24 protein-coding genes, 1 tRNA gene and 1 pseudogene are annotated in these 25,945 nt (G+C 69.4%); 21 read left to right on the forward strand and 5 right to left on the reverse strand.

Annotation, left to right across the window (positions count from 1 at the left end; all coding sequences use genetic code 11):
• The first annotated feature begins 87 nt into the window (after positions 1-87).
• Entirely contained in the window at positions 88-954 is an 867-nt protein-coding gene (locus tag VF329_10260; protein HEX7081387.1) for a tryptophan 2,3-dioxygenase family protein, read from the forward strand.
• A 68-nt stretch (positions 955-1,022) separates the two neighbouring features.
• On the opposite strand, the gene zapE is transcribed toward VF329_10260, so the two are convergent.
• Positions 1,023-2,117 (reverse strand): cell division protein ZapE, encoded by a 1,095-nt coding sequence (gene zapE, locus VF329_10265; protein ID HEX7081388.1) that lies wholly within the window; start codon positions 2,115-2,117, stop codon positions 1,023-1,025.
• On the reverse strand, positions 2,117-4,063 hold the full coding sequence (locus tag VF329_10270) for an acetoacetate--CoA ligase (protein HEX7081389.1): 1,947 nt from the start codon (positions 4,061-4,063) through the stop codon (positions 2,117-2,119). Before VF329_10270 ends, zapE begins: the two co-directional genes overlap by 1 nt.
• A gap of 123 nt (positions 4,064-4,186) precedes the next feature.
• On the opposite strand from VF329_10270, the gene VF329_10275 reads away from it, so the two are divergent.
• The gene (locus VF329_10275) at positions 4,187-5,824 is read left to right on the forward strand and encodes an electron transfer flavoprotein-ubiquinone oxidoreductase (protein ID HEX7081390.1); all 1,638 of its coding nucleotides are present in this window, start codon (positions 4,187-4,189) and stop codon (positions 5,822-5,824) included.
• Here the strand turns inward: VF329_10275 and VF329_10280 are convergent.
• Positions 5,809-6,678 carry a lysophospholipid acyltransferase family protein gene (locus tag VF329_10280; protein HEX7081391.1) on the reverse strand — a complete coding sequence of 290 codons (870 nt, stop codon included), beginning with the start codon at positions 6,676-6,678 and terminating at the stop codon, positions 5,809-5,811. The two genes, VF329_10275 and VF329_10280, sit on opposite strands and share 16 nt — an antisense overlap.
• A gap of 326 nt (positions 6,679-7,004) precedes the next feature.
• Between VF329_10280 and xerD the strand changes: the two genes are divergently transcribed.
• From xerD to VF329_10295, 3 genes are all read left to right on the forward strand, one after another.
• Positions 7,005-7,949, forward strand: a complete 945-nt coding sequence (gene xerD, locus VF329_10285; GenBank protein ID HEX7081392.1) for a site-specific tyrosine recombinase XerD — start codon at positions 7,005-7,007, stop codon at positions 7,947-7,949.
• A 109-nt stretch (positions 7,950-8,058) separates the two neighbouring features.
• Complete coding sequence (locus tag VF329_10290; protein HEX7081393.1) at positions 8,059-8,781, forward strand: DsbC family protein; 723 nt, start codon at positions 8,059-8,061, stop codon at positions 8,779-8,781.
• Between the two features lie 47 nt (positions 8,782-8,828).
• Positions 8,829-9,602, forward strand: coding sequence for a TerC family protein (locus VF329_10295; GenBank protein HEX7081394.1), 774 nt, complete (start codon positions 8,829-8,831; stop codon positions 9,600-9,602).
• A gap of 68 nt (positions 9,603-9,670) precedes the next feature.
• Here VF329_10295 and VF329_10300 read toward each other — a convergent pair.
• Positions 9,671-9,757: transfer RNA gene (locus tag VF329_10300), tRNA-Leu, on the reverse strand.
• A 79-nt stretch (positions 9,758-9,836) separates the two neighbouring features.
• On the opposite strand from VF329_10300, the pseudogene queA reads away from it, so the two are divergent.
• From queA to secF, 5 genes and pseudogenes are all read left to right on the forward strand, one after another.
• Positions 9,837-10,844: pseudogene (gene queA / locus VF329_10305) on the forward strand (tRNA preQ1(34) S-adenosylmethionine ribosyltransferase-isomerase QueA).
• Between the two features lie 235 nt (positions 10,845-11,079).
• Positions 11,080-12,210 carry a tRNA guanosine(34) transglycosylase Tgt gene (tgt, locus tag VF329_10310; protein HEX7081395.1) on the forward strand — a complete coding sequence of 377 codons (1,131 nt, stop codon included), beginning with the start codon at positions 11,080-11,082 and terminating at the stop codon, positions 12,208-12,210.
• Positions 12,211-12,380: 170 nt separating this feature from the next.
• A complete protein-coding gene (gene yajC / locus VF329_10315) occupies positions 12,381-12,725 on the forward strand; it encodes a preprotein translocase subunit YajC (protein ID HEX7081396.1) in 345 nt (114 codons plus the stop codon).
• A gap of 16 nt (positions 12,726-12,741) precedes the next feature.
• Positions 12,742-14,679 (forward strand): protein translocase subunit SecD, encoded by a 1,938-nt coding sequence (secD, locus tag VF329_10320; protein ID HEX7081397.1) that lies wholly within the window; start codon positions 12,742-12,744, stop codon positions 14,677-14,679.
• On the forward strand, positions 14,666-15,598 hold the full coding sequence (gene secF / locus VF329_10325; GenBank protein HEX7081398.1) for a protein translocase subunit SecF: 933 nt from the start codon (positions 14,666-14,668) through the stop codon (positions 15,596-15,598). The genes secD and secF overlap by 14 nt, the downstream gene beginning before the upstream one ends.
• A 43-nt stretch (positions 15,599-15,641) precedes the next feature.
• On the opposite strand, the gene VF329_10330 is transcribed toward secF, so the two are convergent.
• Positions 15,642-16,502 carry an inositol monophosphatase family protein gene (locus VF329_10330; protein HEX7081399.1) on the reverse strand — a complete coding sequence of 287 codons (861 nt, stop codon included), beginning with the start codon at positions 16,500-16,502 and terminating at the stop codon, positions 15,642-15,644.
• 2 nt (positions 16,503-16,504) lie between these two features.
• Between VF329_10330 and VF329_10335 the strand changes: the two genes are divergently transcribed.
• From VF329_10335 to bamB, 11 genes are all read left to right on the forward strand, one after another.
• A complete protein-coding gene (locus VF329_10335) occupies positions 16,505-17,257 on the forward strand; it encodes an RNA methyltransferase (GenBank protein ID HEX7081400.1) in 753 nt (250 codons plus the stop codon).
• Positions 17,254-18,423, forward strand: coding sequence for a cysteine desulfurase family protein (locus VF329_10340; GenBank protein HEX7081401.1), 1,170 nt, complete (start codon positions 17,254-17,256; stop codon positions 18,421-18,423). Before VF329_10335 ends, VF329_10340 begins: the two co-directional genes overlap by 4 nt.
• 51 nt (positions 18,424-18,474) lie before the next feature.
• Entirely contained in the window at positions 18,475-18,870 is a 396-nt protein-coding gene (locus VF329_10345) for an iron-sulfur cluster assembly scaffold protein (protein HEX7081402.1), read from the forward strand.
• A 19-nt stretch (positions 18,871-18,889) separates the two neighbouring features.
• Positions 18,890-19,213: an iron-sulfur cluster assembly protein IscA gene (gene iscA / locus VF329_10350; protein HEX7081403.1), complete on the forward strand. Its 324-nt coding sequence runs from the start codon at positions 18,890-18,892 to the stop codon at positions 19,211-19,213.
• A gap of 80 nt (positions 19,214-19,293) precedes the next feature.
• Positions 19,294-19,725: a nucleoside-diphosphate kinase gene (ndk, locus tag VF329_10355; protein ID HEX7081404.1), complete on the forward strand. Its 432-nt coding sequence runs from the start codon at positions 19,294-19,296 to the stop codon at positions 19,723-19,725.
• Between the two features lie 32 nt (positions 19,726-19,757).
• Positions 19,758-20,807, forward strand: coding sequence for a 23S rRNA (adenine(2503)-C(2))-methyltransferase RlmN (gene rlmN / locus VF329_10360; GenBank protein ID HEX7081405.1), 1,050 nt, complete (start codon positions 19,758-19,760; stop codon positions 20,805-20,807).
• 21 nt (positions 20,808-20,828) lie between these two features.
• A complete protein-coding gene (gene pilW, locus VF329_10365) occupies positions 20,829-21,596 on the forward strand; it encodes a type IV pilus biogenesis/stability protein PilW (protein HEX7081406.1) in 768 nt (255 codons plus the stop codon).
• Entirely contained in the window at positions 21,586-22,776 is a 1,191-nt protein-coding gene (locus tag VF329_10370; GenBank protein HEX7081407.1) for a RodZ domain-containing protein, read from the forward strand. The genes pilW and VF329_10370 overlap by 11 nt, the downstream gene beginning before the upstream one ends.
• Positions 22,777-22,782: 6 nt before the next feature.
• Positions 22,783-24,063, forward strand: coding sequence for a histidine--tRNA ligase (hisS, locus tag VF329_10375; GenBank protein HEX7081408.1), 1,281 nt, complete (start codon positions 22,783-22,785; stop codon positions 24,061-24,063).
• 48 nt (positions 24,064-24,111) lie between these two features.
• Complete coding sequence (locus VF329_10380; protein ID HEX7081409.1) at positions 24,112-24,765, forward strand: tetratricopeptide repeat protein; 654 nt, start codon at positions 24,112-24,114, stop codon at positions 24,763-24,765.
• Positions 24,762-25,937, forward strand: a complete 1,176-nt coding sequence (gene bamB / locus VF329_10385; GenBank protein HEX7081410.1) for an outer membrane protein assembly factor BamB — start codon at positions 24,762-24,764, stop codon at positions 25,935-25,937. The genes VF329_10380 and bamB overlap by 4 nt, the downstream gene beginning before the upstream one ends.
• Positions 25,938-25,945: the final 8 nt, after the last annotated feature.

The following is a 25,945-nucleotide window of genomic DNA, read 5'->3' on the forward strand; positions in this document are numbered from 1 at the left end:
TCTGCGCAGCGCCCGGTGCACGATTTCTTCCGCCGCCCGAAGCCGGGTTACACTCTGCGCCGCGAACGAGCGGCGAGAAGTGACGAAATGACGAGCAAGACCGGCAAGGACGAGCACCGCGCGGCGAGCGGCGCCGAGCGGACGAACGACAAGGAGAACGCCTCCGCCGTTCGCTACGATATCTATCTTCAGCTCGACAAGCTCCTCGGCGCGCAGCGCCCGCTGACGGGCCATCACGACGAGGTCCTGTTCATCATTCAGCATCAGGTCGCGGAGCTCTGGTTCAAGCTCGTGCTGCACGAGCTCGACGCCGCGGTCGAGTGCCTCAAGCAGGACGAGCTCGCTGGGAGCATCAAGACCTTGGCGCGGGTGACCCGCGTCCAGAAGCAGCTGACCGCGCAGTGGGAGGTGCTCGCGACGCTCACGCCGAGCGCATATGCGGCGTTCCGCGATGCGCTCGGGACCGCATCGGGCTTCCAATCGCCGCAGTATCGTCTGCTCGAGTTCAAGCTCGGGAACAAATCGCGCGAGATGCTCCAGGTGTTCCGCCACAACCTGGAGTACTACCGCGCGCTGAAGCGCGCGCTCGAGAGCCCGAGCCTTTACGACGAGTTCCTGCGCTACCTGTACCGCGTCGGACATCGGGTGCCGCTCGAGCGCGTGGAGCGGGACTGGACGGAGCGTTATGAGCATCACCCCGGCGTCGTCGACGTGTTCGAGGTGATCTACGCGCATCCGGACGAGTACTGGGCCGCCTACGAGGTGTGCGAGCGCCTCGTCGACATCGAGATCGACTTCCAGGCCTGGCGCTTCCAGCACATGAAGACGGTCGAGCGGATCATCGGCTACAAGGCGGGCACCGCCGGCACCGCCGGCGTGACCTTCCTGAAGAAGGCCCTCGACATCTCGTTCTTCCCGGAGCTGATCGAAGTTCGCACGCGGATCGGCGCCTGACTGGTTCAAAAAGGTGTCTGACACCTTTTTCGCCGGCTACGGCCAGAAAAAGGTGTCTGACACCTTTTTCAGGGCCGGTGGGCGGCCGCGAGGTAGTCGTGGCTCTGCATCTCGACGAGGCGGCTGCGCGTGCGGAGGAACTCGTGGCTCAGCCGGTTGCCGCGATAGAGCTCGTCGACCGGCGCATCGGCCGACAGGATCAGCTTCACGCGGCGGTCGTAGAACTCGTCGACGAGCGCGATGAAACGGCGCGCCTGGTTCTCGAGCGCCGGGCTGAAGCGCGGCACGCCGGAGACGAGCACGGTCCCGTATAGCCGCGACAGCTCGATGTAATCGTCCTGGCTGCGCGGGCCGTCGCAGACCTGGGCGAAGTCGAACCAGATCATGCCGTCAGACGCCCGCAGGTACTCGATCGGCCGGCCGAGCACCTCGATGCGTCCGCCCGAGCTCGCCGAGTCCGGCGCGATCGCCCGGAAGTAGCTCTCGAGGCGCCGGTGCGCCGCGTCGTCGTCGGGATAGAGGTAGACGTCCGCGGTCTCGAGAAACTGCAGGCGATAGTCGTGGGTGCCCGCGACACGCACGACCTCGGTGTAATCCCGGATCAGACCGATGGTCGGCACGAAGCGTTGCCGTTGCAGCCCGTCGCGATAGAGCTCGCCCGGCTCGAGGTTGGACGTGGCCGCGAGCGCCACGCCGCGGGCGAACAGCGCCCTGAGCAGATTCCCGAGGATCATCGCGTCGGCGATGTCGGTGACGGCGAGCTCGTCGAAGCAGAGGATCCGCGTACGGTCCGCCAGCCGGTCGGCGACCAGCTCGAGCGGGTCCGGGCGGTCGCGGTGGCGCTTGAGGCCCGCGTGCACCTCGGCCATGAAGCGGTGGAAATGAAGCCGCAGCTTGTCGTCGAACGGCAGCGACGCGCAGAAGAGATCCATCATCATCGTCTTGCCGCGCCCGACGCCGCCCCAGAGATAGACGCCGCGGACCGGAACGATGGGCCGGCGCAGCGTGCGGGCGAGCGTGCGGCGCCACCCCCGCGGCGGCGCGCCGGCCGCGACCAGCTCGGCCCGCAGCCTCTCGAGCGAGGACAACGCTTCTTGCTGCGCCGGGTCGGGCGTGAGCTCCCCGGCGGCGACCCGGCGCCGATAGTCGTCGAGCGGTGTCATCAGGAGGCGAGCTCGGGGCGATTGCGGTACTGATCGAGCGCCTCGGGATTGGCGAGCGCGTCGCGGTTCGGCACGTCGCGTCCGTGCACGGCGTCGCGGACCGCCGTCTCGGAGATCTTGCCGTTCAGCGTGCGCGGTATGTCCGTGACCGCGAGGATCTTCGCCGGCACGTGCCGCGGGCTCGCTTCGCGCTTCAGCGCCGCGCGAATCGTATCGACGAGCCTGCCGTCGAGCGCTCGGCCTTCCATCAGCCGGACGAACAGCACGATCCGCGTGTCACCGTCCCACTCCTGCCCCACGGCGACGCATTCGGCGACCTCCGGAAACTGCTCGACGATCCGGTAAATCTCCGCGGTGCCGATGCGCACGCCGCCCGGGTTCAGCACCGCGTCCGAACGGCCGTGAATGATCAGCCCGCCGTGCGGCGTGAGCTCCGCGTAGTCGCCGTGGCACCAGACGCCCGGAAAGCGCTCGAAGTAGGCCGCGCGGTATTTCGCGCCGTCCGGATCGTTCCAGAAGCCGAGCGGCATCGACGGAAACGGCGAAGCGCAGACGAGCTCGCCCTTGCGGCCTTGCACCGGCCGCCCCGCGTCGTCGTAGACCTGCACGTCCATGCCGAGCCCCCGGCACTGGAGCTCGCCGCGATACACCGGAAGCATCGGGTTGCCGAGCGCGAAGCACGAAATGATGTCGGTCCCGCCCGAGATCGACGAAAGCTGCAGATCTTTTTTGATCGCGTCGTACACGTAGTCGAAGCTCGACGGCGCGAGCGGGGAGCCGGTAGAGAGCACCGATTTCAGGGCTGCCAGGTCGACTTGGTCCCGCGGCCGGTATCCGCTCTGCTCGAGCGCGGCGAGGTACTTCGCGCTCGTGCCGAACACGGCGATCCTCTCGCGCTCGGCCGCACGCCAGAGCACTCCCGGATCCGGGTGAAACGGCGACCCGTCGTAGAGCACGAGCGTCGCGCCGGCGGCGAGCGCCGACGCGAGCCAGTGCCACATCATCCAGCCGCAGGTCGTGAAGTAGAAGACGACGTCGTTCGGGCGGATGTCGCAGTGCAGGATGTGCTCCTTCTGGTGCTGAAGCAGCGTTCCGCCCGCGCCGTGCACGATGCATTTCGGCGGCCCCGTCGTGCCCGACGAATACAGGATGTAGAGCGGATGCGCGAACGGCAACGCGCGCGGCGCGAGCGCGCCGTGGGCGGTCTCCCGGGCGATCTCGTCGAACCGCAGCGCTGCGGGGATCGCCGCGATCTCGGGCCGCGGATCGCAGAAGCCGACGACGACGACGGCGCGGAGGCCGGGAAGCGCGGCCGCGACCTCCGCCGTCTTCGCGAGCGTGTCGATCCGCTTTCCGCCGTAGAAGTAGCCGTCCGCGGCGAACAGCACCTTCGGCTCGGTCTGGCCGAAGCGCTCGAGCACGCCGCGAGCGCCGAAATCCGGCGAGCACGACGTCCAGACCGCGCCGATGCTCGCGGCCGCGAGCATCGCGACGACGGTCTCGGCGCAGTTCGGCAGGAGCCCCGCGACGCGGTCGCCCGGACCGACGCCGAGCGCCTCGAGCGAGGCGGCGACGGCCGCCGCCTGCGCTCGCACCGCGCGCCGATCGAGCACTTTGCGCCGGCCGGTCTCGTCGATCGCGATCAGCGCGGGCCCGTCGAAGTCCGGCCGCAGCAAGTTGTCCGCGAACCCTAGCTCGGCGCCTTCGAACCATCTCGCTCCAGGCATCCGGTCGAAATCGGCGACCACGCTCGACGGCGGCGCCGCGAAGCGGATGCCGGCGAAGTCGGCCATCGCGCCCCAGAACTCGTCGGGCTTCGAGACGCTCCACGCATGGAGCGCGTCGTAGCCCGCGCCGTCGAGCCGAGGCGCATGCTCGCGGATGAAGCGATGCAGGAGGCTCGCGGAAGCGCGGGCTTCGGTCGGCGTCCAGAGAGGTCGAGACACGGCGGGACTCGAGGTCGTACTCAGGGCAAATGTTACAATCCGCCCCCACCTGTGTCCCACGCCGGAAATCCACACCAGGGAGCCTCCGCTCGCGAGTCGGCCGAAGCTCGGCCGCGCGAGACGATGGCCTTCGACGTCGTCATCGTCGGCGGTGGGCCGGCCGGGCTCTCGGCCGCGTGCCGCCTCGGCCAGCTCGCGGCCGAGCACGGCGCCGAGCTCTCCGTCGGCCTCGTCGAGAAGGGCTCCGAGATCGGCGCGCATATCGTCTCCGGCGCGATTCTCGAGCCCCGTGCGCTCGCCGAGCTTTTCCCGGATTGGGCCGACCGCGGCGCGCCGGTCACGGTCCCGGTGACCGAGGAGCGCGTCCGGTGGCTGCTCGACGAGCGCCGCGGCGTCGACGTTCCGCCGTTCCTCGTCCCGGCGCCGCTCCGCAATCACGGCAACTACGTGATCAGCCTCGGCGATCTGTGCAAGTGGCTCGGCGAGCAAGCGGAGCAGCTCGGTTGCGACGTGCTGCCGGGCTTCGCGGCGACCGAGGTCCTGTACGACGCGGAGGGCCGGGTCGCGGGCGTCGCCACCGGCGACATGGGGCGGTCGCGAAGCGGCGAGGAGAAGGCCAACTTCCAGCGCGGCTACGCGCTCGCCGCGAAGTACGTGATCTTCGCGGAGGGCTGCCGGGGCAATCTCGGCCTGGAGCTCGAACGGCGCTTCGACCTGCGCCGCGGCCGCGATCCGCAGCACTACGGCCTCGGCTTCAAGGAGCTGTGGGAGGTCGACGCCGAGCGGCACCGCCCCGGCGAGGTTCTCCATACCACGGGCTGGCCGCTGCCGGACGACACGGACGGCGGCGGGTTCCTGTACCACGCCGCGAACGGCCGCGTGTCGGTCGGCTTCGTCATCGCGCTCCATTACCGCAATCCGTATCTGTCCCCGTTCGAGGAGTTTCAGCGTTTCAAGCGCCACCCGGCGATCGAATCCGTTCTGCGCGGCGGCCGGCGGATCGGCTACGGCGCCCGCGCCGTGAACAAAGGCGGGCTCGAGTCGCTGCCGCGGCTCGCGTTCCCGGGCGGCGTGCTCGTCGGCTGCGACGCGGGATTCCTGAACGGGGCGAAGATCAAGGGCACGCATACGGCCATGAAGACGGGGATGCTCGCGGCCGAAAGCGTTTTCGCGGCCCTTCGCGACGGCGCCGGCGGCGGGCGCGAGCTCACCGATTATCCGGAGCGCGTGCGCGGGTCCTGGGTCTGGGCGGAGCTCACGCGAGCGCGCAACTTCAGCGCCGGCTTCGCGCGCCTCGGCCGCCTCGGCGGCGGCGCGCTCGCGTTTCTCGAGCAGAACGTGCTCCGGGGACGGACCCCGTTCACGCTGCGCGATCCGCGCCCGGATCATGCGCGGCTCCGACCGGCCGACGCCGCGAAGCGCATCGAGTACCCGCCGCCGGACGGTACGATCACGTTCGATCGGCTGTCCTCGGTGTATTTGTCGAATACCGAGCACGACGAGGACCAGCCCTGCCACCTGAAGCTCGCGGACCCGACGGTCCCGATCGAGCGGAATTTGCCGGTGTACGACGAGCCGGCGCAGCGCTACTGCCCGGCCGCGGTGTACGAGATCGTCACGGATGCCGCCGGCGCGCCCCGCTTCCAGATCAACGCGGCGAACTGCATTCACTGCAAGGCCTGCGAGATCAAGGACCCCGCCCAGAACATCACGTGGGTCCCGCCCGAAGGCGGCAGCGGCCCGAACTACTCCGGAATGTGACAGGCCGCGGGCGCCGAGGCCCCGCGACCGGGGAAGTCAGGCTCGGCCGTGCTCGCGGCCGGCGTTTCCGCTCGGACGGGAGCGTCGTCCTCGGCGGCCGTGCCGTCGTCCGCGCGTCCGCCGGCGTCCGCCGTGTCCAGGTCGGGCTCGCCGAGATGCGCGAGCATCGCCGCCCGGGTCGCCCGCATCAGCTCGCGGGACGACCGGTATCCGGCGGAGTCGAGCGGCTCGCAGAGGCGCACCCGGAGCGGTCCGGGCGCGGGCAGGAAGGCGCCGGAGGGAAGCTTGTGCCGCGCGCCGAGCACGACGGCCGGGACGACCGGAAGCGTCGCGCGCCACGCGGCCGCGAAAGCTCCGGTTTGAAACGGCTTGAGGCCCGGCGCCCGATCGAACGTGCCCTCGGGGAAGAGCGCGAGCGCGTCGCCGTTCGCGGCCGACGCCACGAGATCGCGCGCGGTGACCTTCCGGTGGCGGGCGTCGCCGCGATCGACGAACTTCGAGCCGAGGCGCTTCAGAATGAATCCGGCGAGCGGCACGGCGGTCATCTCGCGCTTGATCAGGAACGTGAAGCGCGGGGGCAGCGCCGCGGTCAGCACGACGCCGTCGAGATAGCTCGAGTGGTTCGCGACCACGACGCACGCCTGCGACGGCGGCACCGCGCCGTCGACTCTGACCGGGCTCCCGATCACGAAAAAGAACAGTCGCGCGGCCGCGCGGGCGAGGCGGCGCCGGCGGTCCACTCCGGGCGTGACCGCGAGCGCGCAGGCGAGCGAGGCCGAGATCAAGAGCAGGGACGCCCAAGCGTGGCAGCCGTAGACGAAGCGGGCAGCCCTGCCCGCAATTGCGGTTCCCATCACGGTTATGTCAAAGGCGCTTCAGCGGCGCGCCGAAGGCTGAACGGGGCGGGATCGTTTTTCTGTGACACATTTCTCTTTATGTTAACGCGACGGGGGGTTTTGTGACGGGGGTCACGCACCGCGCGCGCCGGCCTCACCATACTCGATCGGCACCCTGGAGCCGAGGACCGAGGCCTGGAGCTTTCTCGTAATGCGTTGAATTTCATCGCGTTCTCGAATTTCACGAAGAACGGGCTCGACCCTCGCCGGCGGCTGCGTGCTCCCGGAGTGTAACGACGATCTGCGCTCGGCGAAGGGACCGCGGCGAGAAGCAACCGACCGAGATGGCGCACAACTTCTACCAGACAGAACCGGCGGAGGCGGGAAGCAAGCTGGCCAGGGATCCGAAAACCCTGATCGATCGGTTCCTCGACGCCATTTGGATGGAGCGCGGCCTTTCGGAGAACACCTTGGGTGCCTACCGCGCCGACCTCCTCGCGTTGAATCAAAGGCTCGAGGAGCGCGCGGTCGAGCTGAGCCGGGCGCGCCGGGCCGACGTGCTCGAGTACATCGCGTGGCGCGTCGAGGGCGGCGCAAAACCGCGGTCCACGGCGCGGCAGCTCTCGAGCTTCAGGCGCTTCTATCGCTATCTCCTCCGGGAAGGGTTGATCGGCGAGGACCCGACGGCACAGATCGCGATGCCGAAGATCGGGCGCGCGCTCCCGCAGTCGTTGACCGAGGACGAGGTCGAGGCCCTGCTCGCCGCCCCGAACGTGACCGAGCCGCTCGGCCACCGCGACCGCGCGATGCTGGAGGTGCTCTATGCGACCGGCGTGCGCGTCTCGGAGCTGATCAACCTGAAGATGGGGCAGGTCAACCTCAATCAAGGCGTGCTGCGGATCGTCGGCAAGGGCGACCGCGAGCGCCTGATACCGCTCGGCGACGAAGCGCAGGATTGGCTGCGCGAGTTCATCGCCGGCCCCCGCAGCGAGATCCTGCTCGAGCGGCAGACCGACTACTTGTTCCCCACGCGCCGAGGCGACCGCATGACTCGCCAGGCCTTCTGGCACATCATCAAGCGCTACGCGAAGAAGGCCGGCATTCACAAGAAGCTGTCTCCGCACACGGTCCGGCACGCGTTCGCGACTCACTTGCTGAACAACGGCGCCGACCTTCGCGTGGTGCAGCTGTTGCTCGGGCACAGCGACGTGTCGACGACCCAAATTTACACGCACGTCGCCCGCGAGCGCATGAAGGAGCTCCACAGCCGGCACCATCCCCGCGGCTGAGGCCCCGGCGGCCGCGGTCCACGGACCGGCGGGCGGCATAGCGGCGGCGCGGGTTTTTGCTAGAATCGGTCCGTTCAGCTCGAGCCGCCGCTCGAGGTCGGGAGAAGCCGTGAAGACGACGTGGATCATCCTGCCGCTTGGGCTCGCACTGTCGGCCGCCGTCGCCGACGAGCCCGCCGCACTCACCAAGGAAGAGCTCGCTGCGAAGCTGAACGGCGTCGATGCCGGCGACATCACCGAGTCGCCGATCGAGGGCGTCTATCAGGTGTCCGTGGGCTCGAACGTCGGCTATGTCACCGCGGACGGCCGCTATTTCATCGAGGGCGAGGTCTACGATCTGCAGACTCGCGAGAACGTCACCGAGAAGACGCGTTCCAAGGCCCGCGTCGAGCTGCTGAACGGCGTCGACGCCGACGACATGATCGTCTTCAGCCCCGAGAGCGGCGAGGTCAAGCATACGGTCACGATCTTCACGGACATCGATTGCGGCTACTGCCGGCAGTTCCATCGCGAGATCGACAAGGTCACGGCGATGGGCATCGAGGTCCATTACCTCTTCTATCCGCGAACCGGGCCCGACACCGAGTCGTGGTTCAAGGCCGAGAAGGTCTGGTGCGCGAAGGACCGCAACACCGCGCTCACGCGCGCGAAGCTCGGCGGCGAGGTGCCGGATGCCGAGTGCGGGGACACGCCCGTCGCCGAGCATTACGATCTCGGCCAGCGCATCGGCGTGCGGGGCACGCCCGCCATGTTCGCCGAGAACGGCGAGCTGCTCGGCGGATACCTGACGCCGCAGGCGCTCGCCAAGGCGCTCGACGAAGCCTCGGAATAGCCATCGTCCAAGCGGCTCCTTCCCGGCGGTAAACGTACCGGCCCGGCATGGATTGGATCGCGTCTCCCGAAGCGTGGGCGGCGCTCGCCACGTTGACGCTGCTCGAGATCGTCCTCGGCGTCGACAACATCGTCTTCATCTCCGTCCTCGTCGGGCGGCTCCCGGAAGCCCAGCGGCAGCGCGCCCGCATCTTGGGGCTCGGCCTCGCGATGGGCACGCGCATCCTGCTCTTGCTCGTGATCACGTGGGTGATGCGTCTTCAGGCGGACCTCTTCGACGTGCTCGACGTCGGCATCTCGGGCCGCGATCTGATTCTGATCGCCGGCGGGCTGTTCCTGCTCGGCAAGGCCACTCTCGAGATTCACGACAGCCTCGAAGGCGTGGCAGGCGAGGGGCATGCGGTGAAGGCCGCGAATTTCGTCGCGGTCCTGGTTCAAATCGCGCTCATCGACATCGTGTTCTCGCTCGATTCCGTGATCACGGCCGTCGGCATGGCCGAGGACGTGGCCGTGATGATCATCGCGATCGTGGCCGCGGTCGGCGTCATGATGTTCGCGGCGGGCGCGATCGGCCGCTTCGTGGACGCGCACCCCACCGTGAAGATGCTCGCGCTGAGCTTCCTCGTGCTGATCGGCGTCGTGCTGATCGCGGAAGGCATCGATTTCCACATCCCGAAGGGTTACATCTACTTCGCGATGTTCTTCTCGGTCGTGGTGGAGATGCTGAACCTGAGGTTGCGCCGGCGGGAGCGGCGGCCGGTCCAGCTGCACAAGCGCCCGCCGACGATAGCGGAGGACGTCGCCGAGCGGACGGCGAAGTGACCTTGCTCGGGCGCGGGAGCAGCCGACGGGGCCGACCCGTTCGAGAGAACGACCGGCGCTCGGGGCGATGGTGCCGGGAGTCGGGATCGAACCGACACGGGTTTTACCCCACTGGATTTTGAGTCCAGCGCGTCTACCAGTTCCGCCATCCCGGCCGCGGGGCGCGCATAAGGATACAACAGCGCGGCGTCCGCGCCGCAAAGCGAAGCGCCGCAAGGCTAGAATGCGGCCCCGATGGACCGCCGCGACTTCGCGTTCGACCTGCCGCCGGAGCTGATCGCGCAGGCTCCGCTGCCGGAGCGCAGCGCGAGCCGGCTGCTCGTGCTCGACGGCGCGAGCGGGCGGATCGAGGACCGCCGCTTCGCCGATCTGATCGAGCTGCTCGCGCCGGGCGACCTCCTCGTGCTGAACGACACGCGAGTGCTGCCGGCCCGGCTCCTCGGCCGCAAGGCCACCGGCGGCCGGGTCGAGATCCTGCTCGAGCGCATTACGGCGCCGCGCCGCGCCGTCGTGCAGCTTCGCGCGAGCCGCAGCCCTCGGCCGGGCGGCGAGCTCGAGCTGCCGGGCGGCGTGCGGGCCGTGGTCGAGGCGCGCGAGGACGATCTCTTCGTGCTCGGATTCGACCGCGAAGTCGAGCCCTACTTCGCCGCGTACGGCCAGGTCCCGCTTCCGCCCTATATCGAGCGGGCGCCGGAGGACGCCGACCGCAGCCGCTATCAGACCGTTTATGCGCGGGCGCCCGGAGCGGTCGCCGCGCCGACCGCGGGTCTGCACTTCGACGACACGCTCCTCGCGCGGCTCGACGAGCGGGGCGTCGAGCGCGCGTTCCTGACGCTGCACGTCGGCGCCGGGACGTTCGCGCCGGTCCGAACGGAGCGGATCGAGGACCACCGGCTGCACGCGGAATGGGTGCGCGTTCCGCCGGAAGCCTGCGCGGCGGTCGAGCGGGCGCGCTCGTCGGGGGGCCGCGTCATCGCCGTGGGCACGACGGCGGTCCGCGCGCTCGAGACGGCCGCATCCGGCGGACGGCTCGAGCCGTTCGAGGGCGAGACCGAGCTCTTCATCTACCCGGGCTACCGCTTCCGCGTCGCGGATGCGATCGTGACGAACTTTCATCTGCCGGAGTCGTCGCTGCTGATGCTCGTCGCCGCGTTCGCGGGCCGCGAGCGAACGCTCGCGGCTTACCGCCACGCCGTCGAGCAGCGCTACCGATTCTTCTCGTACGGGGACGCGATGCTCGTGACGCCGGCCGCGCCGCGGAGCGCGGGCGGCGAGGCGCGGCCGGGCGCGGGCGGCGAGGCGCGGCCGGGCGCGGGCGACGACGCGCCGCCGGGCCGCGCCGACGCGCGGTCGGGCAGCGGCAACGCCCGGTGGGGCAACGGCGAGGCGCGGTCGGGCGGCGGCGACGCGCGGTCACGCGGGCGCGGCGAGCCGCGGAGGAGGGCGACATGAACGGCGGCGACGGGAAGGCGACAACGTGCGTTTCGAAGTAATCGCGACGGACGGCGCCGCGCGGCGCGGCCGGATGATCTTCGGCCGCGGCGTCGTCGATACGCCGGCCTTCATGCCGGTCGGCACGTACGGGACGGTGAAGGCGATGACGCCCGAGGAGCTCGAAGCCGCGGGCGCGCAGATGATCCTCGGCAACACGTTCCATCTGATGCTGCGGCCCGGCGTCGAGGTCGTGCGTGCGCACGGCGGGCTGCACGGGTTCACTCACTGGGAGCGGCCGATTCTGACCGACTCCGGCGGCTTTCAGGTCTGGAGCCTCGAGAAGCTGCGTCGGGTGAGCGAATCCGGCGTCGAGTTCCGGTCGCCGGTCGACGGCTCCCCGGTCACGCTGACGCCGGAGTCGTCGATCGAGGTGCAGCACGCGCTCGACGCCGACGTCGCGATGGTCTTCGACGAGTGCACGCCGTATCCGGCGACGCATTCGGAGGCGCGGGCATCGATGGAGCTCTCGCTGCGCTGGGCCGTGCGCTCCCGGCGCGCGTTCGACGCCTTGAAGGGCGGCGCCGGCGACGCGGCGCTCTTCGGCATCGTCCAGGGCGGCGTGCACGCGGACCTGCGGCGCGCATCGCTCGAAGGGCTCGCGGCGGTCGGCTTCGACGGCTACGCGGTCGGCGGGCTCGCCGTCGGCGAGCCCGAGGACGAGCGCCTCGCAGTCCTCGACGCGCTCGAGCCGCATCTGCCGGCGGATCGGCCGCGCTACCTGATGGGCGTCGGCACGCCGGCCGATCTCGTCGCGAGCGTCGCGCGCGGCATGGACATGTTCGATTGCGTGATCCCGACCCGGCACGCCCGCAACGGTCAGCTTTTCACGAGCGAAGGCGTGCTGAACATCCGCAACAGCCGCTTTCGCACGGACACCGGTCCGATCGATCCGCGCTGCGGCTGCTACGCCTGCCGAAACTACTCGCGCGCCTACCTGCGCCACCTGCAGCAGTGCAACGAGATTCTCGGCGCACGGCTCGCGACGATCCACAACCTTCGATACTACGGTGACTGGATGGAGCGGATTCGCGGCGCGATCGAGCGCGGCGAGCTGGCGGCGCTCGCCCGGGAAGCCGCGAATATCTCCGACGAAACGGCGCCCGATGGCTCTTGAGCGGCGCCTCTCGGACTCCAGGAGCCTGTCCGGGCAGGCTCCGAGCCGCCCGCTGCCGGCTCGCCGGCCCGAGGCCGCCCCAGGTCCTCCTGTCCGACCCGCCGGCGGGCTATGTCATAATGCTGCCCTTTCCGCCGGCCGCCGCGCCGGCGCAGCCCGGTAGGACGAGAATGGAATTTCTGACGAGCTTCTTCATCGAGAGCGCGTGGGCGCAAACGCAAGGCCAGGCCGCCCAGCCCGATCCGCTGATAAGCTTCCTGCCGCTGCTCCTGATCATCGTCGTGTTCTACTTCCTGCTGATCCGGCCGCAGAGCAAGCGCCAAAAGGAGCATCGCCAGATGATCGAGGCGCTCGGGAGCGGCGACGAGGTCGTCACCGGCGGAGGCCTGCTCGGCAAAATCAAGGAGGTCGGCGAGCAGTACGTCACCGTCGAGTTCGCCGACAACGTCACGATGAAGGTGCAGAAGAACACGATCAGCGCCGTGCTTCCCAAGGGCACGATCAAGAATGCTTGAGCTGCAGTAGCCGACCATGAACCGCTATCCCATGTGGGTCAACGTGCTGGTGCTCGTCGTTACCCTGGCGAGCGTGCTGTTGGCGCTGCCGAATTTCTTCGGTGACGATCCGGCGTTGCACGTGTCCCGGCCCGACGGCGCGCCCGTGCAGGCCGCAAGGCTCGACGAGATTCGCATGAAGCTCGAGAGCGCCGACATCGACACGCTGTCCACGGAGATCGACGATTCGGGCGCCGCGCTGATTCGCTTCCCGACGGTCGCGGAGCAGCTTCGGGCGAACGACATCCTGCAGGAAGCCTTTCCCGACAACGTGATCGCGCTGACCCTCGCGGCGCGTACGCCGGCCTGGCTCGCGGCGATCGGGCTGAAGCCCATGGCGCTCGGGCTCGATCTTCGCGGCGGCGTGCATTTCCTCTATCAAGTGGACGTCGATGCGGCCGTGGAGCAGCTGCTCGAGGCATATCAATCGGATCTCCGCACGCAGCTCCGCGAAGCCGGCATACGCAACCAGGTGAGCGTCACCGGCAGGGGGCTGTCCGTCGCGCTCCAGGACGCGGCCGACCTCGACCGCGCCGAGCAAATCATCCGCACTCTCGACGATACCGGTCAGGTGACGCTTGCCGACCGCCTGATCGTCGAGCGCACGCAGATCAACGGCCGGCCCGGGTTCCGCGTAACGCCGACGGAAGAGCTGGTCCGCGAGCGGCAGGGGTTCGCGATCGAGCAGAACATCGTCACGCTGCGCAACCGCATCGACGAGCTCGGCGTCGCCGAGCCGATCGTGCAGCGGCAGGGCCTGGATCGCATTCTGGTCGAGCTTCCCGGCATCCAAGACCCGTCGCAGGCCGAGCGCGTGCTCGGTGCCACCGCCACGCTCGAGTTCCGGCTCGTCGACACGACGAACGACGTTTTCACGGCTGCACGGGAGGGGCGCGCGCCGATCGGCTCGGAGCTTTTGCCGTGCGCTGACCAAATCGCCGACTCCCCCTACTGCGCACCTGGAGAGGGGGGGCGGATGACGCTGCTCCGCCGCGAGGTGATCGTGTCGGGCGACCAGCTCGTGGATGCGATCTCGACGTACTCTCAGGGCCAGCCCGCGGTGAGCGTGCGCCTGAGCTCGCAAGGCGGCCGGCGCATGCTCGAGACGACCCAGGAGAACCTGAACCGGCCAATGGCCGTGCTGCTGGTCGAGGAGACGCCGGAGATCGTCGTGCGCGGCGGGGAGGAGGTGATCCGCACCACGACCGAGGAGCGGGTCATCAGCATCGCCACGATTCGCGGCGTCTTCTCCACCAACTTCGAGATCACCGGGCTCACGCCGTTCGAGGCCCAGGATCTCGCGCTGCTGCTTCGCTCCGGGGCGCTGGCCACGCCGATCTTCAAGGTCCAGGAGCGAACCATCGGGCCGAGCCTCGGGCAGGACAACATCGAGCGGGGCCGCAACGCCGTCATCGTCGGCTTCCTGCTCGTCGTCGGCTTCATGATCCTGATCTATCGGGTCTTCGGCGTGATCGCGGACATCGCGCTGCTCATGAACCTCGTCATGCTCGTCGCCCTGATGTCGCTGCTCCAGGCCACGCTGACGTTGCCCGGCATCGCGGGCATCGTGCTGACGCTCGGCATGGCGGTCGACGCGAACGTGCTCATCAACGAGCGCATTCGCGAGGAGCTGAAGAACGGCAACTCTCCGCAGGCGAGCATTCGCGCGGGGTACGAAAAGGCCTTCTCGAGCATCGCCGACGGCAACATCACGACGCTGATCGCGGGCATCGTGCTGTTCGCGTTCGGCACGGGCCCGATCAAAGGCTTCGCCGTCACGCTGTCGCTCGGCATCGTCACGTCGATGTTCACGGCGATCGTCGGCACGCGAGTGATCGTGAATTTGATTTACGGCCGGCGCACGCAGGTCAAGCGCCTGCCGATCGGCATCGGTGCTCCCCATGCAGCTACTTGACAAGGTCCCGACTATCGACTGGGTCCGGCACATGCGCCCGGCCCTCGTGCTTTCGGCGATCGTCGTGGCGACCTCCGTCGGCTCCCTCGTCGTCCGAGGGCTGAACTTCGGGCTCGACTTCACCGGCGGCGTGCTGCTCGAGGTGTCCTACGGGGGCCCGGTCGAGCTCGACGAGGTGCGCGCCACGCTCGAGGAGGCGGGCTACACCGACACGCAAGTGCAGACCTTCGGCACGGCGTCGGACGTGCTGATCCGGCTGCCTCCGGTGGAGAATGCCGAGGAGAGCACGCAGCTCGGCAACGCGGTGATGAGCGCTCTGCGGGCCAAGGATTCGTCGGTTCAGCTGCGGCGCAACGAGTTCATCGGTCCGCAGGTCGGAGAGGATCTGGCCGAGCAGGGCGCGCTCGCGATGCTATTCGCCGCGATCATGATCTTCGCCTACGTCATGCTCCGCTTCCGCTGGAAGTTCTCGGTCGGAGCGATCGCCGCGCTCGTGCACGACATCGTCATCACGGTCGGCTTCTTCTCGTGGTTCGGCCTCACGGTCGACCTTTCCGCGCTCGCGGCGATCCTCGCGGTGATCGGCTACTCGCTGAACGACACCGTCGTCATCTACGACCGCATCCGCGAGAACTTCCGCGCAATGCGCCGCAGCACGACGGCCGAGATCGTGAATGCGTCGCTGAACCAGACGTTGGCGCGAACGTTGATCACGGGCCCCACCTCGCTGCTCGTGCTGTTCGCGCTTCTCTTCCTCGGCGGAGAGACCCTCTACGCCTTCTCGATTGCGTTGATCGTCGGCATTCTGGTGGGCACGTACTCGTCGATCTACATCGGCGGCGCGTCGGTCCTCCACCTGAACGTCACCCCGGCCGACATGCTGCCGCCGAAGCGCGAGGAGGTCGACGCGCTGCCGTAGGTCCTTACTGAAAAAGGGTGTCTGACACCTTTTTCCCGTCTGACTACTCGATATCCCGGGCGTGCGGCGCGAGGAGCTTCGAGAGCGCCGCGTAGACCTTCGGGTTGCCGGCGACGACGTGACCGGTCTCGAGGTAGCGGTCGGTGCCGCGGAAGTCGCTGATGCGGCCGCCGGCTTCGCGGATCAGCAACGCGCCGGCCGCGATGTCCCATTTGCTCAGGCCGAGCTCCCAGAAGCCGTCCACCCGGCCCGCGGCGACGTAGCAGAGATCGAGCGCCGCCGCGCCGGGGCGCCGGACGCCGGAGGTCTCGATCATCACCGCGCGCAGCATCTCGAGGTAGCGGTCGACGTAAACCAGATTCCCGCGGAATGGGAAGCCGGTGGCGATCAAGCTGCCGGACAGCTGCTGCCGCTTGCTCACTCGGATGCGCCGCCCGTCGAGCTGCGCGCCTTCGCCGCGCGTCGCCGTGAAAATCTCCTGGCGCATCGGATCGTAGACGACGGCGTGCTGGAGCTCGTTGCGGTGCATGATCGCGATCGAGACGGCGAACACCGGAAAGCCGTGCAGGTAGTTCGTCGTGCCGTCGAGGGGATCGATGATCCACGTGAACTCGTGCTCGCCTTCGGCTCCCCGTTCCTCGGCGAGGATCGCGTGATCCGGGTAATGATCGCGAATCACGTCGATGATCGCTTCCTCCGCCATCAGATCCACCTGCGTCACGTAGTCGTGGCGGCCCTTGTCCGTGATTTGCAGCGCGTCGAGCTGATTCCATTGGCGGATCATCACCTCGCCCGCTCGCCGTGCGGCGCGTATGCCGATGTTGACCATGCCGTGCATTTCGGGGCGCAGCGTAGAATAGTCGGGCGTCGGTGACAAATCGTCGGGCGTATCGAGTCGCGACACTCATGCAAATTCCGGTCCGCATCGTTCTGGTCGAAACTTCCCATCCCGGCAACATCGGCGCGAGCGCGCGTGCGATGAAGACGATGGGCCTGACCGACCTCGCGCTCGTCCGGCCGAAGACGTTCCCGAGCGAGGAGGCCGACGCCCGCGCGTCCGGCGCCGCGGACGTGCTCGCGCGTGCGCGCGTGTTCGACTCGCTCGTCGACGCGCTCGCCGACTGCGGATTCGTTGCCGGCGCGAGCGCGCGCTCGCGCTCCGTGGAGTGGCCGAGCGCCGATCCGCGCGAATGCGCGAAGAGCGTCTGGCAGGCCGTCGACGACGGCGCGCGCGCGGCGATCGTGTTCGGGCCGGAGCGGTCGGGGCTGACGAACGAGCAGCTCGCACGCTGCGGGCAGCTGGTGCACATTCCGACGGCCCCGGGGTTCGGATCGCTGAACCTCGCGATGGCCGTGCAGGTGCTGTGCTACGAGCTGCGGATGGCCCGCTTGCGGCCGGACCGGCACGACGGTGCGCGGGCCGCACCGAGGCACGAGCCGCTTGCCACGGCGGCGGAGCTCGACGGCTTTCACGAGCATCTGGAACGCGTGCTGATCCAGGCAGGATTCCTGCGCTCGGATCATCCGCACCAGTTGAAGCTCAAGCTTCGCCGCATCTTCCAGCGCGCGGCCCTCGACCGAAACGAGGTCAACATTCTGCGCGGCGTGCTCACGGCGCTCGATCCGGCGAGGCGCTCGGCGCGCGGGGAGGACGGATGACGCGGCGGGCGATCTATCTCGACTACGCGGCCACGAGCCCGGTCGATCCGCGGGTCGCGGCCGAGATGAGCCGCTGCCTCACGGCGGACGGGACGTTCGCGAACCCCTCCTCGGCTCACCTGATGGGCGCCGAGGCGCGCCGCCTCGTCGACCGGGCGCGAACGACGATCGCGGCGCGGATCGGCGGCGAGGCGGAAGGTATCGTGTTCACGTCGGGCGCGACCGAGGCGAACAACCTCGCGCTGCGCGGCGTCCTCGCCGCCGCGCCGGACGGCGCTCGACATCTCGTCACGACGCGCATCGAGCACAAGTCGGTCCTCGACACGGCCGCGGCGCTCGAGGCCGCGGGCTTCGACGTGACCTACGTCCCGTGCGGCGCGGACGGCGTCGTTTCGGCGGAGCGGATCGCGGCCGCGCTCCGGCCCGACACCGCCCTCGTGTCCGTGATGCACGTGAACAACGAGACCGGCGCGATTCAGCCGATCCTCGAGATCGCGGGCGTCTGCAAGGCGCACGGCGTGCCGTTTCATGTCGACGCCGCGCAGAGCGTCGGCAAGGTGCCGCTCGACGTGGGCCGCAGCGGCATCGGCTTCTGCTCGCTCACCGCGCACAAGGTGTGCGGCCCGAAGGGCATCGGCGCGCTGTACGTCCGGCCGGGCTCGAGCATCGAGCCGTTGCTGCACGGCGGCGAGCAGCAGGGGGGGCTGCGCCCGGGAACCCTGCCCACGCACCAGATCGTCGGCATGGCACACGCCTACGCGCTCGCCGATCCGGCCGACGAAGGACCGCGGCTCGCGGCGCTGCGGGACGAGCTGCGGGCGCTCCTCGAGGGAATAGAGGGCGCGCGGGTCAACGGCGATCCCGCCCGAGCGGCGCCCCACATTCTGAGCGTCGCGTTCCCCGGCGTGGACGGCGAGAGCCTGCGCTTCGCGATCCGCGAGATCGCGGTCTCCGCGGGCTCCGCATGCATGGCCGACAGCCCGGAGCCTTCGCACGTGCTCAAAGCGATGGGCCTCGGAGATGCCGCCGCGGGCAGCTCCATCCGCTTCAGCGTCGGGCGGTTCACGACGCCGGAAGAGATCCGGACGGCCGCGGCGCGCGTCGCGGAGGAGGCGACCCGGCTGCGCCGCCTCGCGCGTTCCGCCCCGGCCTGGTGCCGAGCTTGAACGGGCGCGCCCCACAGCTTGGTCCTTTTCGGCTAAACTACTGAGTCGGTTATGGATTACGGGCCGGAGGTCGAGCGGCGCTTCGCATCGGCCGAAGGGCTTGCGGATCTCGTCCCGGAAGCGTCCGGCACGGTGGCTACGGGCGAGGCCGAGGATCGGACCCTGAACGTCTGGGTCCGCTTTCAGGTCCAAATGCTTCACGGCACGATTCGCGCCGTCCGGTTTCAGGTATACGGCTGCCCGCATACGATCGCGGCGGCGAGCTGGATCGCGGATCGGCTGCACGGCAAGCCGCCGGAGGCGTTGACGGAGGTGGATCTCCGGCGCCTCGAGCGCGAGCTCGATGTGCCCGTCGAGAAGCTCGGCAAGCTGCTTCGGATCGAGGACGCGCTCGCGGCTTGCGCGGAGAGGCTCGGCGTCTCCGGGCCGAGGTCGCCCGAACGGTAAAGATCGAAGGAATGACGGAATGGCGGTGTCGTTGACGGAAAGCGCGGCCCGAAGGGTCAAGAGTTACCTGGAGCGCCGCGGGCACGGAGTCGGCTTGCGCATCGGAGTGAAACGCACCGGCTGCTCCGGCTGGGCGTATCAGATCGATTACGCCGACGAGATCGACGCGAACGACGTCGTATTCGACGACGCCGGCGTCAAGGTCGTCGTCGACAGCAAGAGCCTCGCGCTGATCGACGGTACGGAAGTGGATTTCGTAAAGGACGGCCTGAACGAAGCCTTCAAGTTTCGCAACCCGAACGTCAAGGGCGAGTGCGGTTGCGGCGAAAGCTTCAGCGTCTGAAGGGCGACGCGCTGCGGGCCGTCGCCGCGCGCGGCCGGCGCGCGAAAGGGAAAAATCTCAGCCAACACTCAAGGTGAGCGATGTCGATTGAGCGCACTCTGTCCATCATCAAGCCCGACGGCGTGGAAAAGAACCTGATCGGGGAAATTTATCGCCGTTTCGAGCAGGCCGGCCTGCGCATCATCGCCGCCCGGATGCTGCGGCTGCGGCAGGATCAGGCCGAAGGGTTCTACGCGGTGCACCGCGACCGCCCGTTCTTCAACGACCTCGTCCGGTACATGACCTCGGGGCCCGTCATGGTGCAAGTCCTGGAGGGCGAGGGCGCGATTCAGAAGAACCGCGAGCTGATGGGCGCCACGAACCCGGCGGACGCTGCGCCCGGCACCATTCGCGCGGACTTCGCGAAGTCCATCGAGGAAAACGTCGTGCACGGGTCCGACGGGCCGGAGACGGCCGCGGCCGAGATCCGCTTCTTCTTCGGCGAGGCCGAGGTTTGCCCGCGCACGCGCTGACGGTCTCGGCGGAAAGCCCGGGCAAGACGAATCTGCTCGGGATGCCGCCCGAGCGCCTCGTCGAGCTCTTCGCGGGGCTCGGCGAGAAGCCCTATCGCGCGCGGCAGATCATGCACTGGATCTATCGCCGCCGCGTGCTCGATTTCGCGGCAATGACGGATCTCAGCGTCGCGCTTCGCGAGCGGCTCGCCGCCGTCGCGGAGCTTTGCACGCCGGCCGTGCTGTCGGAGGAGCGTTCCGCGGACGGCACGCGCAAATGGCTGCTCGACGTCGGCGCGGGGCAGGCGGTGGAGACGGTATTCATTCCGGAGCCGAGCCGCGCCACGCTGTGCATCTCCTCGCAGGCGGGCTGTGCCCTCGACTGCGCGTTCTGCGCGACCGGCCGGCAGGGATTCAATCGCAATTTGACGTCGGCCGAGATCCTCGGCCAGGTCGTCCTCGCGAGCCGCGCGCTCGCACCCGTCGAGATCACGAACGTCGTCTTCATGGGCATGGGCGAGCCGCTCGCGAACTACCGGAACGTGGTGCCCGTCGCCAAGCTGCTGCTCGACGATCATGCATTCGGCCTGTCGCGCCGCCGGGTCACGATCAGCACGGCGGGTCTCGTGCCGCAGATCCGCAAGCTCGCCGGCGACTGCAACACGGCGCTCGCGGTGTCGCTCCATGCGCCGACCGACGAGCTCCGCGACGAGCTCGTGCCGATCAACCGAATCCACCCAATCGCGGAGCTGCTCGACGCCTGCTGGCAGTACGCCGAGTGCTTGGCGAGCCGGCAGATCACCTTCGAGTACGTGATGCTCGCCGGTGTCAACGACGGCGTCGCCGAGGCGCGCCGCCTCGTCGCGCTGCTGCGCGGGCGGCCCGCGAAGGTCAACCTGATTCCGTTCAACCCGTTCCCCGATTCCGGTTTCGTGTGCTCGGGCCCTGAAGCGATCGACCGTTTCTGGCAGACTCTGCGGGCGGCCGGGATCGTCGCCACGATCCGCCGGCCGCGGGGAGACGACATCGCCGCCGCGTGCGGCCAGCTCGCGGGCCGCGTGCGCGACCGGCGCCGCGTGCGCCTCGGCGAGAAGCGAAGCTGACCGGAGATCGGAGCGAACGCCATGAACGCGCCCACCACCGTCCTGCGCTCGGTTTTCGTGCTCGTGACCGTCGGGCTGCTCGAGGCGTGCGGCGGCACGAGCGGCACGTTGTCGGATGCGGAGGCCGCGCAGGCGAACCTGAACCTCGGCATCGCATACCTTCGCCAAGGCCGTCCGGATCTCGCGATCGAGAACCTCGATCGCGCTCTCGATCAGGACTCGAGGCTCGCGCCGGCGCACAGCGCGATCGCGCTCGCGTACGATCAGCTGGGGGACACGTCCGAGGCGGAACGCCACCATCGCCGCGCCGTCGAGCTCGCGCCCGCCGATCCGATAATCGCGAACAGCTACGCCGTGTTCCTGTGCCGACAGAACCGCTGGCGCGACGCGGAGCCCTACTTCGAGCGCGCGGCGAACAACCCGAGCTACGGGACGCCCGCCGCCGCGCTTGCGAACGCCGGCGTTTGCGCGGCCAACGCCGGGGATCTCGAGGCAGCGGAGGAGCACTTTCGCGAGGCGTTGTCCCACGATCCGGAGTTTGCGGACGCGCTCGCCGGGATGATGGAGCTTTCTTATCGGGAGAAGAGCTACCTCCAGGCGCGCGCGTTCATGCAGCGCTACCTCGACGTCCGGCCGGCGACTCCCGGGGTGTTGCTGCTGTGCTTCAACATCGAGAGCGAGCTGGGCGATCGGGATGCCGCCGAGCGCTGCGCCGCGCGGCTGCGCGAGGAGTACCCGGAGTCCGCGGAGCTCGCGCAACTCCGCGAGCTCGAGCGCGATGGTCAGTGAGGACGGGCCCGCGCCCGCGGCGGACGCGCCGACCGAGACGGTTCCGCTCGGCGGCACGCTTCGCGCCGCACGCGAGGCGCAGCGCCTGTCGCTCGACCAGGTTTCCGAGCTGCTGCGGATCGACGCTAGGTTTCTCGTCGCGCTCGAGGAAGAGCGCTTCGACGCAATCGGGCCGCCGGTCTTCGTCAAGGGATACCTGAGGCACTACTGCGAGCTGCTCGGGCTCGATTCGACCCGCTTGCTCGACGCGCACGCGGACCGGATCGGCAAGGTCGAGCCGATCGTGCAGGCGCGGCGCTCGATCGGCCGCGCGCCGGAGCGCCCGATTGCGCCGCTCCTGCTCGGAGCCGCGGCCGTCGCGCTGCTCGGTCTGTTTTTGTGGCGGGCGCCTCCGGGCCTGCTCGGCCGAATCGGCTCCCCGGCCGCTCCCGACGAGGCGGTGATCGAGACGGTCGCGGACACGACGGCGATCGAGGCGGCCACGGACGCGACGGCGATCGAGACGGCGCCGGACGCAACGGCGATCGATGCAGCCGCCGACGCGCCGGCGATCGAGGCTTCCTTCGCGCCGGCGATCGACGCGGCCGACGCGGCGGTGATCGGGTCGACCGACGCTGCGGCGCTGAAATCGACAGACGCTGCGGCGAGCGGGTCGATTGCGGCGCCGGCGGTCGAGGCGGCCACCGACGGCCCGGCGAACGAGACGATCGCCGATACAGCGGCCGAGCCGGCCGCGGGGTCCGACGCCGGCGCCGTTCGCGCACCGGCGCCCGCGCTCGATTCCGCCGCCGTGCCGCCGGCCGCGGCCGAGCCCGGCGATCAGGGCTTGCGACCGCCGGAGGCCGCGCCGGCCGTCGTCGCGGGGCTCACCGGTGGGGCCGCTCCGGCCGCGGAGGTTTCGGTTGCCGAGGCGGCACCGGTCGCCGCCCCGCTCGAGATCGAGCTGCGTTTTCTCGAGGATTCGTGGACCACGATCACCGGCGCGGACGACGAGCGGCTTTACTACGGTCTCGGACGCGCGGGTGACCAGGAGCGCATCAGCGCGAGCACCGCGGTCAGGGTATTGCTCGGCAACGCCGAAGGCGTCGAGATCCGGGTGAACGGCGAGCCGTACGCGTATCCGCCGGGGAGCCGGCGCGGCGACATCGCGCAGTTCACGTTGTCTCCCGCTCGGGACTAGCCCCCGATGGCCTCACCGATACAGCCGGTCCGCGGCATGAACGACGTGCTTCCGGAGGACGAAGCCCTCTGGGAGAAGCTCGAGACGACGGCGGAGGCGCTGTTTCGTGCCTACGATTATCGCCGCATCCGAATTCCGGTCCTCGAGCGCACCGAGCTCTTCAAGCGATCGATCGGCGAGCTGACGGACATCGTCGAGAAGGAGATGTACACCTTCGAGGATCGCGGCGGCGACATCGTGACGCTGCGGCCGGAGGCGACCGCCGGCATCGTCCGCGCGTGCCTTACTCACGGATTGCTGCACAACCGCCAGCAGAAGCTCTGGTGCAGCGGGCCGATGTTCCGGCGCGAGAAGCCGCAGAAGGGACGCTACCGCCAGTTCCATCAGCTCAGCGTCGAGGCGCTCGGCTATCCGGAGCCGGAGATCGACGCGGAGCTGATCGCGATGTCGTCGCGACTGTGGCGCGGTCTCGGGCTGACGGACGTCTCGCTCGAGATCAACTCGATCGGCACGCCGGAGTCGAGAGCCGCGTATCGGGACGTGCTCGTGCGCTACTTCTCGGCCCGTCGCGACCGGCTCGACGCCGACAGCTTGAGGCGGCTCGAGCGCAATCCGCTGCGCATTCTCGACAGCAAGAATCCGGAGATGGCGGACGTGATCGCCGGGGCACCGCTCATCACCGAATACCTCGACGACGCCTCGCGCGCGCATTTCGAGCGCGTCCAGGATCTGCTTCGCGACGCCGGGATCGGCTTCGAGATCAACCCGCGGCTCGTGCGCGGGCTCGACTATTACACGCACACGGTCTTCGAATGGCTCACGGACCGGCTCGGGGCGCAGAGCGCGATCTGTGCCGGCGGCCGTTACGACGGGCTCGTCGGGCAGCTCGGCGGCCGCGACGCGCCGGCCGTCGGCTACGCGCTCGGTATGGAGCGGGTCGTGGAGCTGATGCGCCTCGCGGAGGATGCGCCTGTCGCCCGCGCCCCGGACGTCTTCGTCGTGAGCGCGGGAGACGCGGGCCGGCGTGCCGGCTTCGCGGCCGCGGAGGCGCTTCGCACGCGCGTGCCGGGCATCAGCGTATCGATCGGCGCGCCGTCGGCCGGCTTGAAGGCGCAGATGCGGCGCGCGGACAAGAGCGGCGCGCGCTTCGCCGTCATCATCGGCGAGGAGGAGGTCGCGGCGGGCCGGCTCGGGCTCAAGCCGCTGCGAAGCGACGAGGCGCAGGAGGCCGTCGACCTGGAAGAGCTCGTGCGAAGGTTGTCATCTGCCCTGGAGCGGCGAGAATAGGCACCCCGAGCCCGGCGCCGGGCAGGCCGACAAGCGGTCGGAGGACGCGTGGACGAATTCTTATCCGAAAAGGAGCAAATCGAGCAGATCCGCGAGTGGTGGCGCGAGAACGGCTGGTTCATCGTAGCCGGCGTTGCGCTCGGCGTCGTCGCGATCGTCGGGATCAACCAGTACCGCGCCTACAAGGCCGACCGCGCCGAGGAGGCCGCGGCGCTCTACCTCGACCTCCAGCAGGAGCTCGAGGAGAACGACCGCGAGGCGGCGGACGCGCTGCTCACGGAGCTGCGGGAAGAGTATCCGTCGAGCCCTTATACCGACCAGGCCGGGCTGCTGGTCGCGAGCGCGTACGTCGCGCGCGAGCCGGGCCGGGCGGCCGAGGAGCTGCGCCGCGTGATGGAGAGCACGGACGACCGGGAGCTCTCGCTGATCGCGCGGCTGCGCCTCGCCCGCGTGCTGATGTATCAGGAGTCCCACGAGGAAGCCCTCGAGCTGCTGAACGTGACCGACGTCGGCGCGTTCGCCGCGCAGTACGCGGAGGCCCGCGGCGACGCGCACTATGCGCTCGGCGACGCCGACGCCGCCCGCACGGCCTATGCGGAAGCGCTGACGGCGCCCGGGGCCGAATGGCTGAACCGAAATTTCGTGGAGATGAAGCTCGGGGCGCTGGAGCCGCCGGCCGACGACGCGGAGTCCGGCGCGTGACGAGCGCCGCGCGGGCCGCCGTGGTCGCCGCGGCGGCGCTCGCCGGCGGCTGCTCGTTGTTCGGCCGGGACCGCAACACCGGCGAGCCGCCCGCGGAGCTTCAGGACTTCGAGGCGTCGCTCGAGGTGCGCGAGCTCTGGAGCACGCGCGTCGGCGGCTCGTCCGAGGACCTGCGGCTCGGGCTGCGGCCGACCACGGACGGCATGCGTGTGTACGCCGGGACGCACGACGGCCGGGCCGCGGCGCTCGATGCGGAGACCGGCCGCGAGATCTGGTCCGTGCGCACGGATCTGCCGCTGTCGGCCGGGCCCGGTTACGCCGCCGGCCTGCTCGCCTTCGGCACCACGGACGGTCAGCTCGTGCTGCTCGATGCCGAGACCGGCGAGGAACGCTGGCGTGTGCAAGTCGGCAGCGAGGTGCTCGCCGCGCCGGCGATCGGCTCCGACGTCGTGGCCTTGCGCAGCACGGACGGGCGGCTGCGCGGCTTCTCGATCGTCAACGGCGAGGAGCTCTGGACCGTCGAGCAAAGCCCCCCGCCGCTGATCGTACGCGGCGACACGGAGCCCGAGATCGCCGGGCAGATCGTCGTCGCGGGCTTCGACAACGGCCGCATCGGCGCCTACCGGCTCGATACGGGCGTGGCGCTGTGGGAGCTCGCGATCGGGAACCCCACCGGGCGCACGGAGCTCGACCGCCTCGTCGACGTGAGCGGCGACTTGCTGATCCTCGGCAACGACGTCTTCGCGGTCGGCTATCAAGGGAGCCTGGTGTCGGCCGACTTGAACACCGGGCTCGTGCTCTGGCGGCAGGACATGTCGTCGCTGGCCGGCCTCGACGTCGATCTCAGCCGTGTCTACGTCACGAACGACGTCGGCTACGTCGTCGCGCTGAGCCGGGCGAACGGCAACGTGCAATGGACTCAGGAGGGGCTGCGCCTGCGCGACGTGACGGCGCCGACGCGCTTCGGCCCCGCGGTCGTCGTCGGCGATTTCGAGGGTTACCTGCATTGGCTCGACTTGGACGACGGCAGCTTCGTCGCGCGGGTGCGTGCCGGGTCGGCGCGGATTCCGGAGGCGCCGATCGTCGTCGGCTCGAGCCTGGTCGTACAATCGGGCGACGGCCGCATCGCGGCGTTCACGACGGTCGAGGAGCAGGAGGAAGAGGAGGACTGAGCCGCGCA

It is taken from the genome of Gammaproteobacteria bacterium, assembly GCA_036381015.1.
In the GTDB taxonomy this organism is placed as follows: Bacteria; Pseudomonadota; Gammaproteobacteria; order Steroidobacterales; family Rariloculaceae; genus ZC4RG20.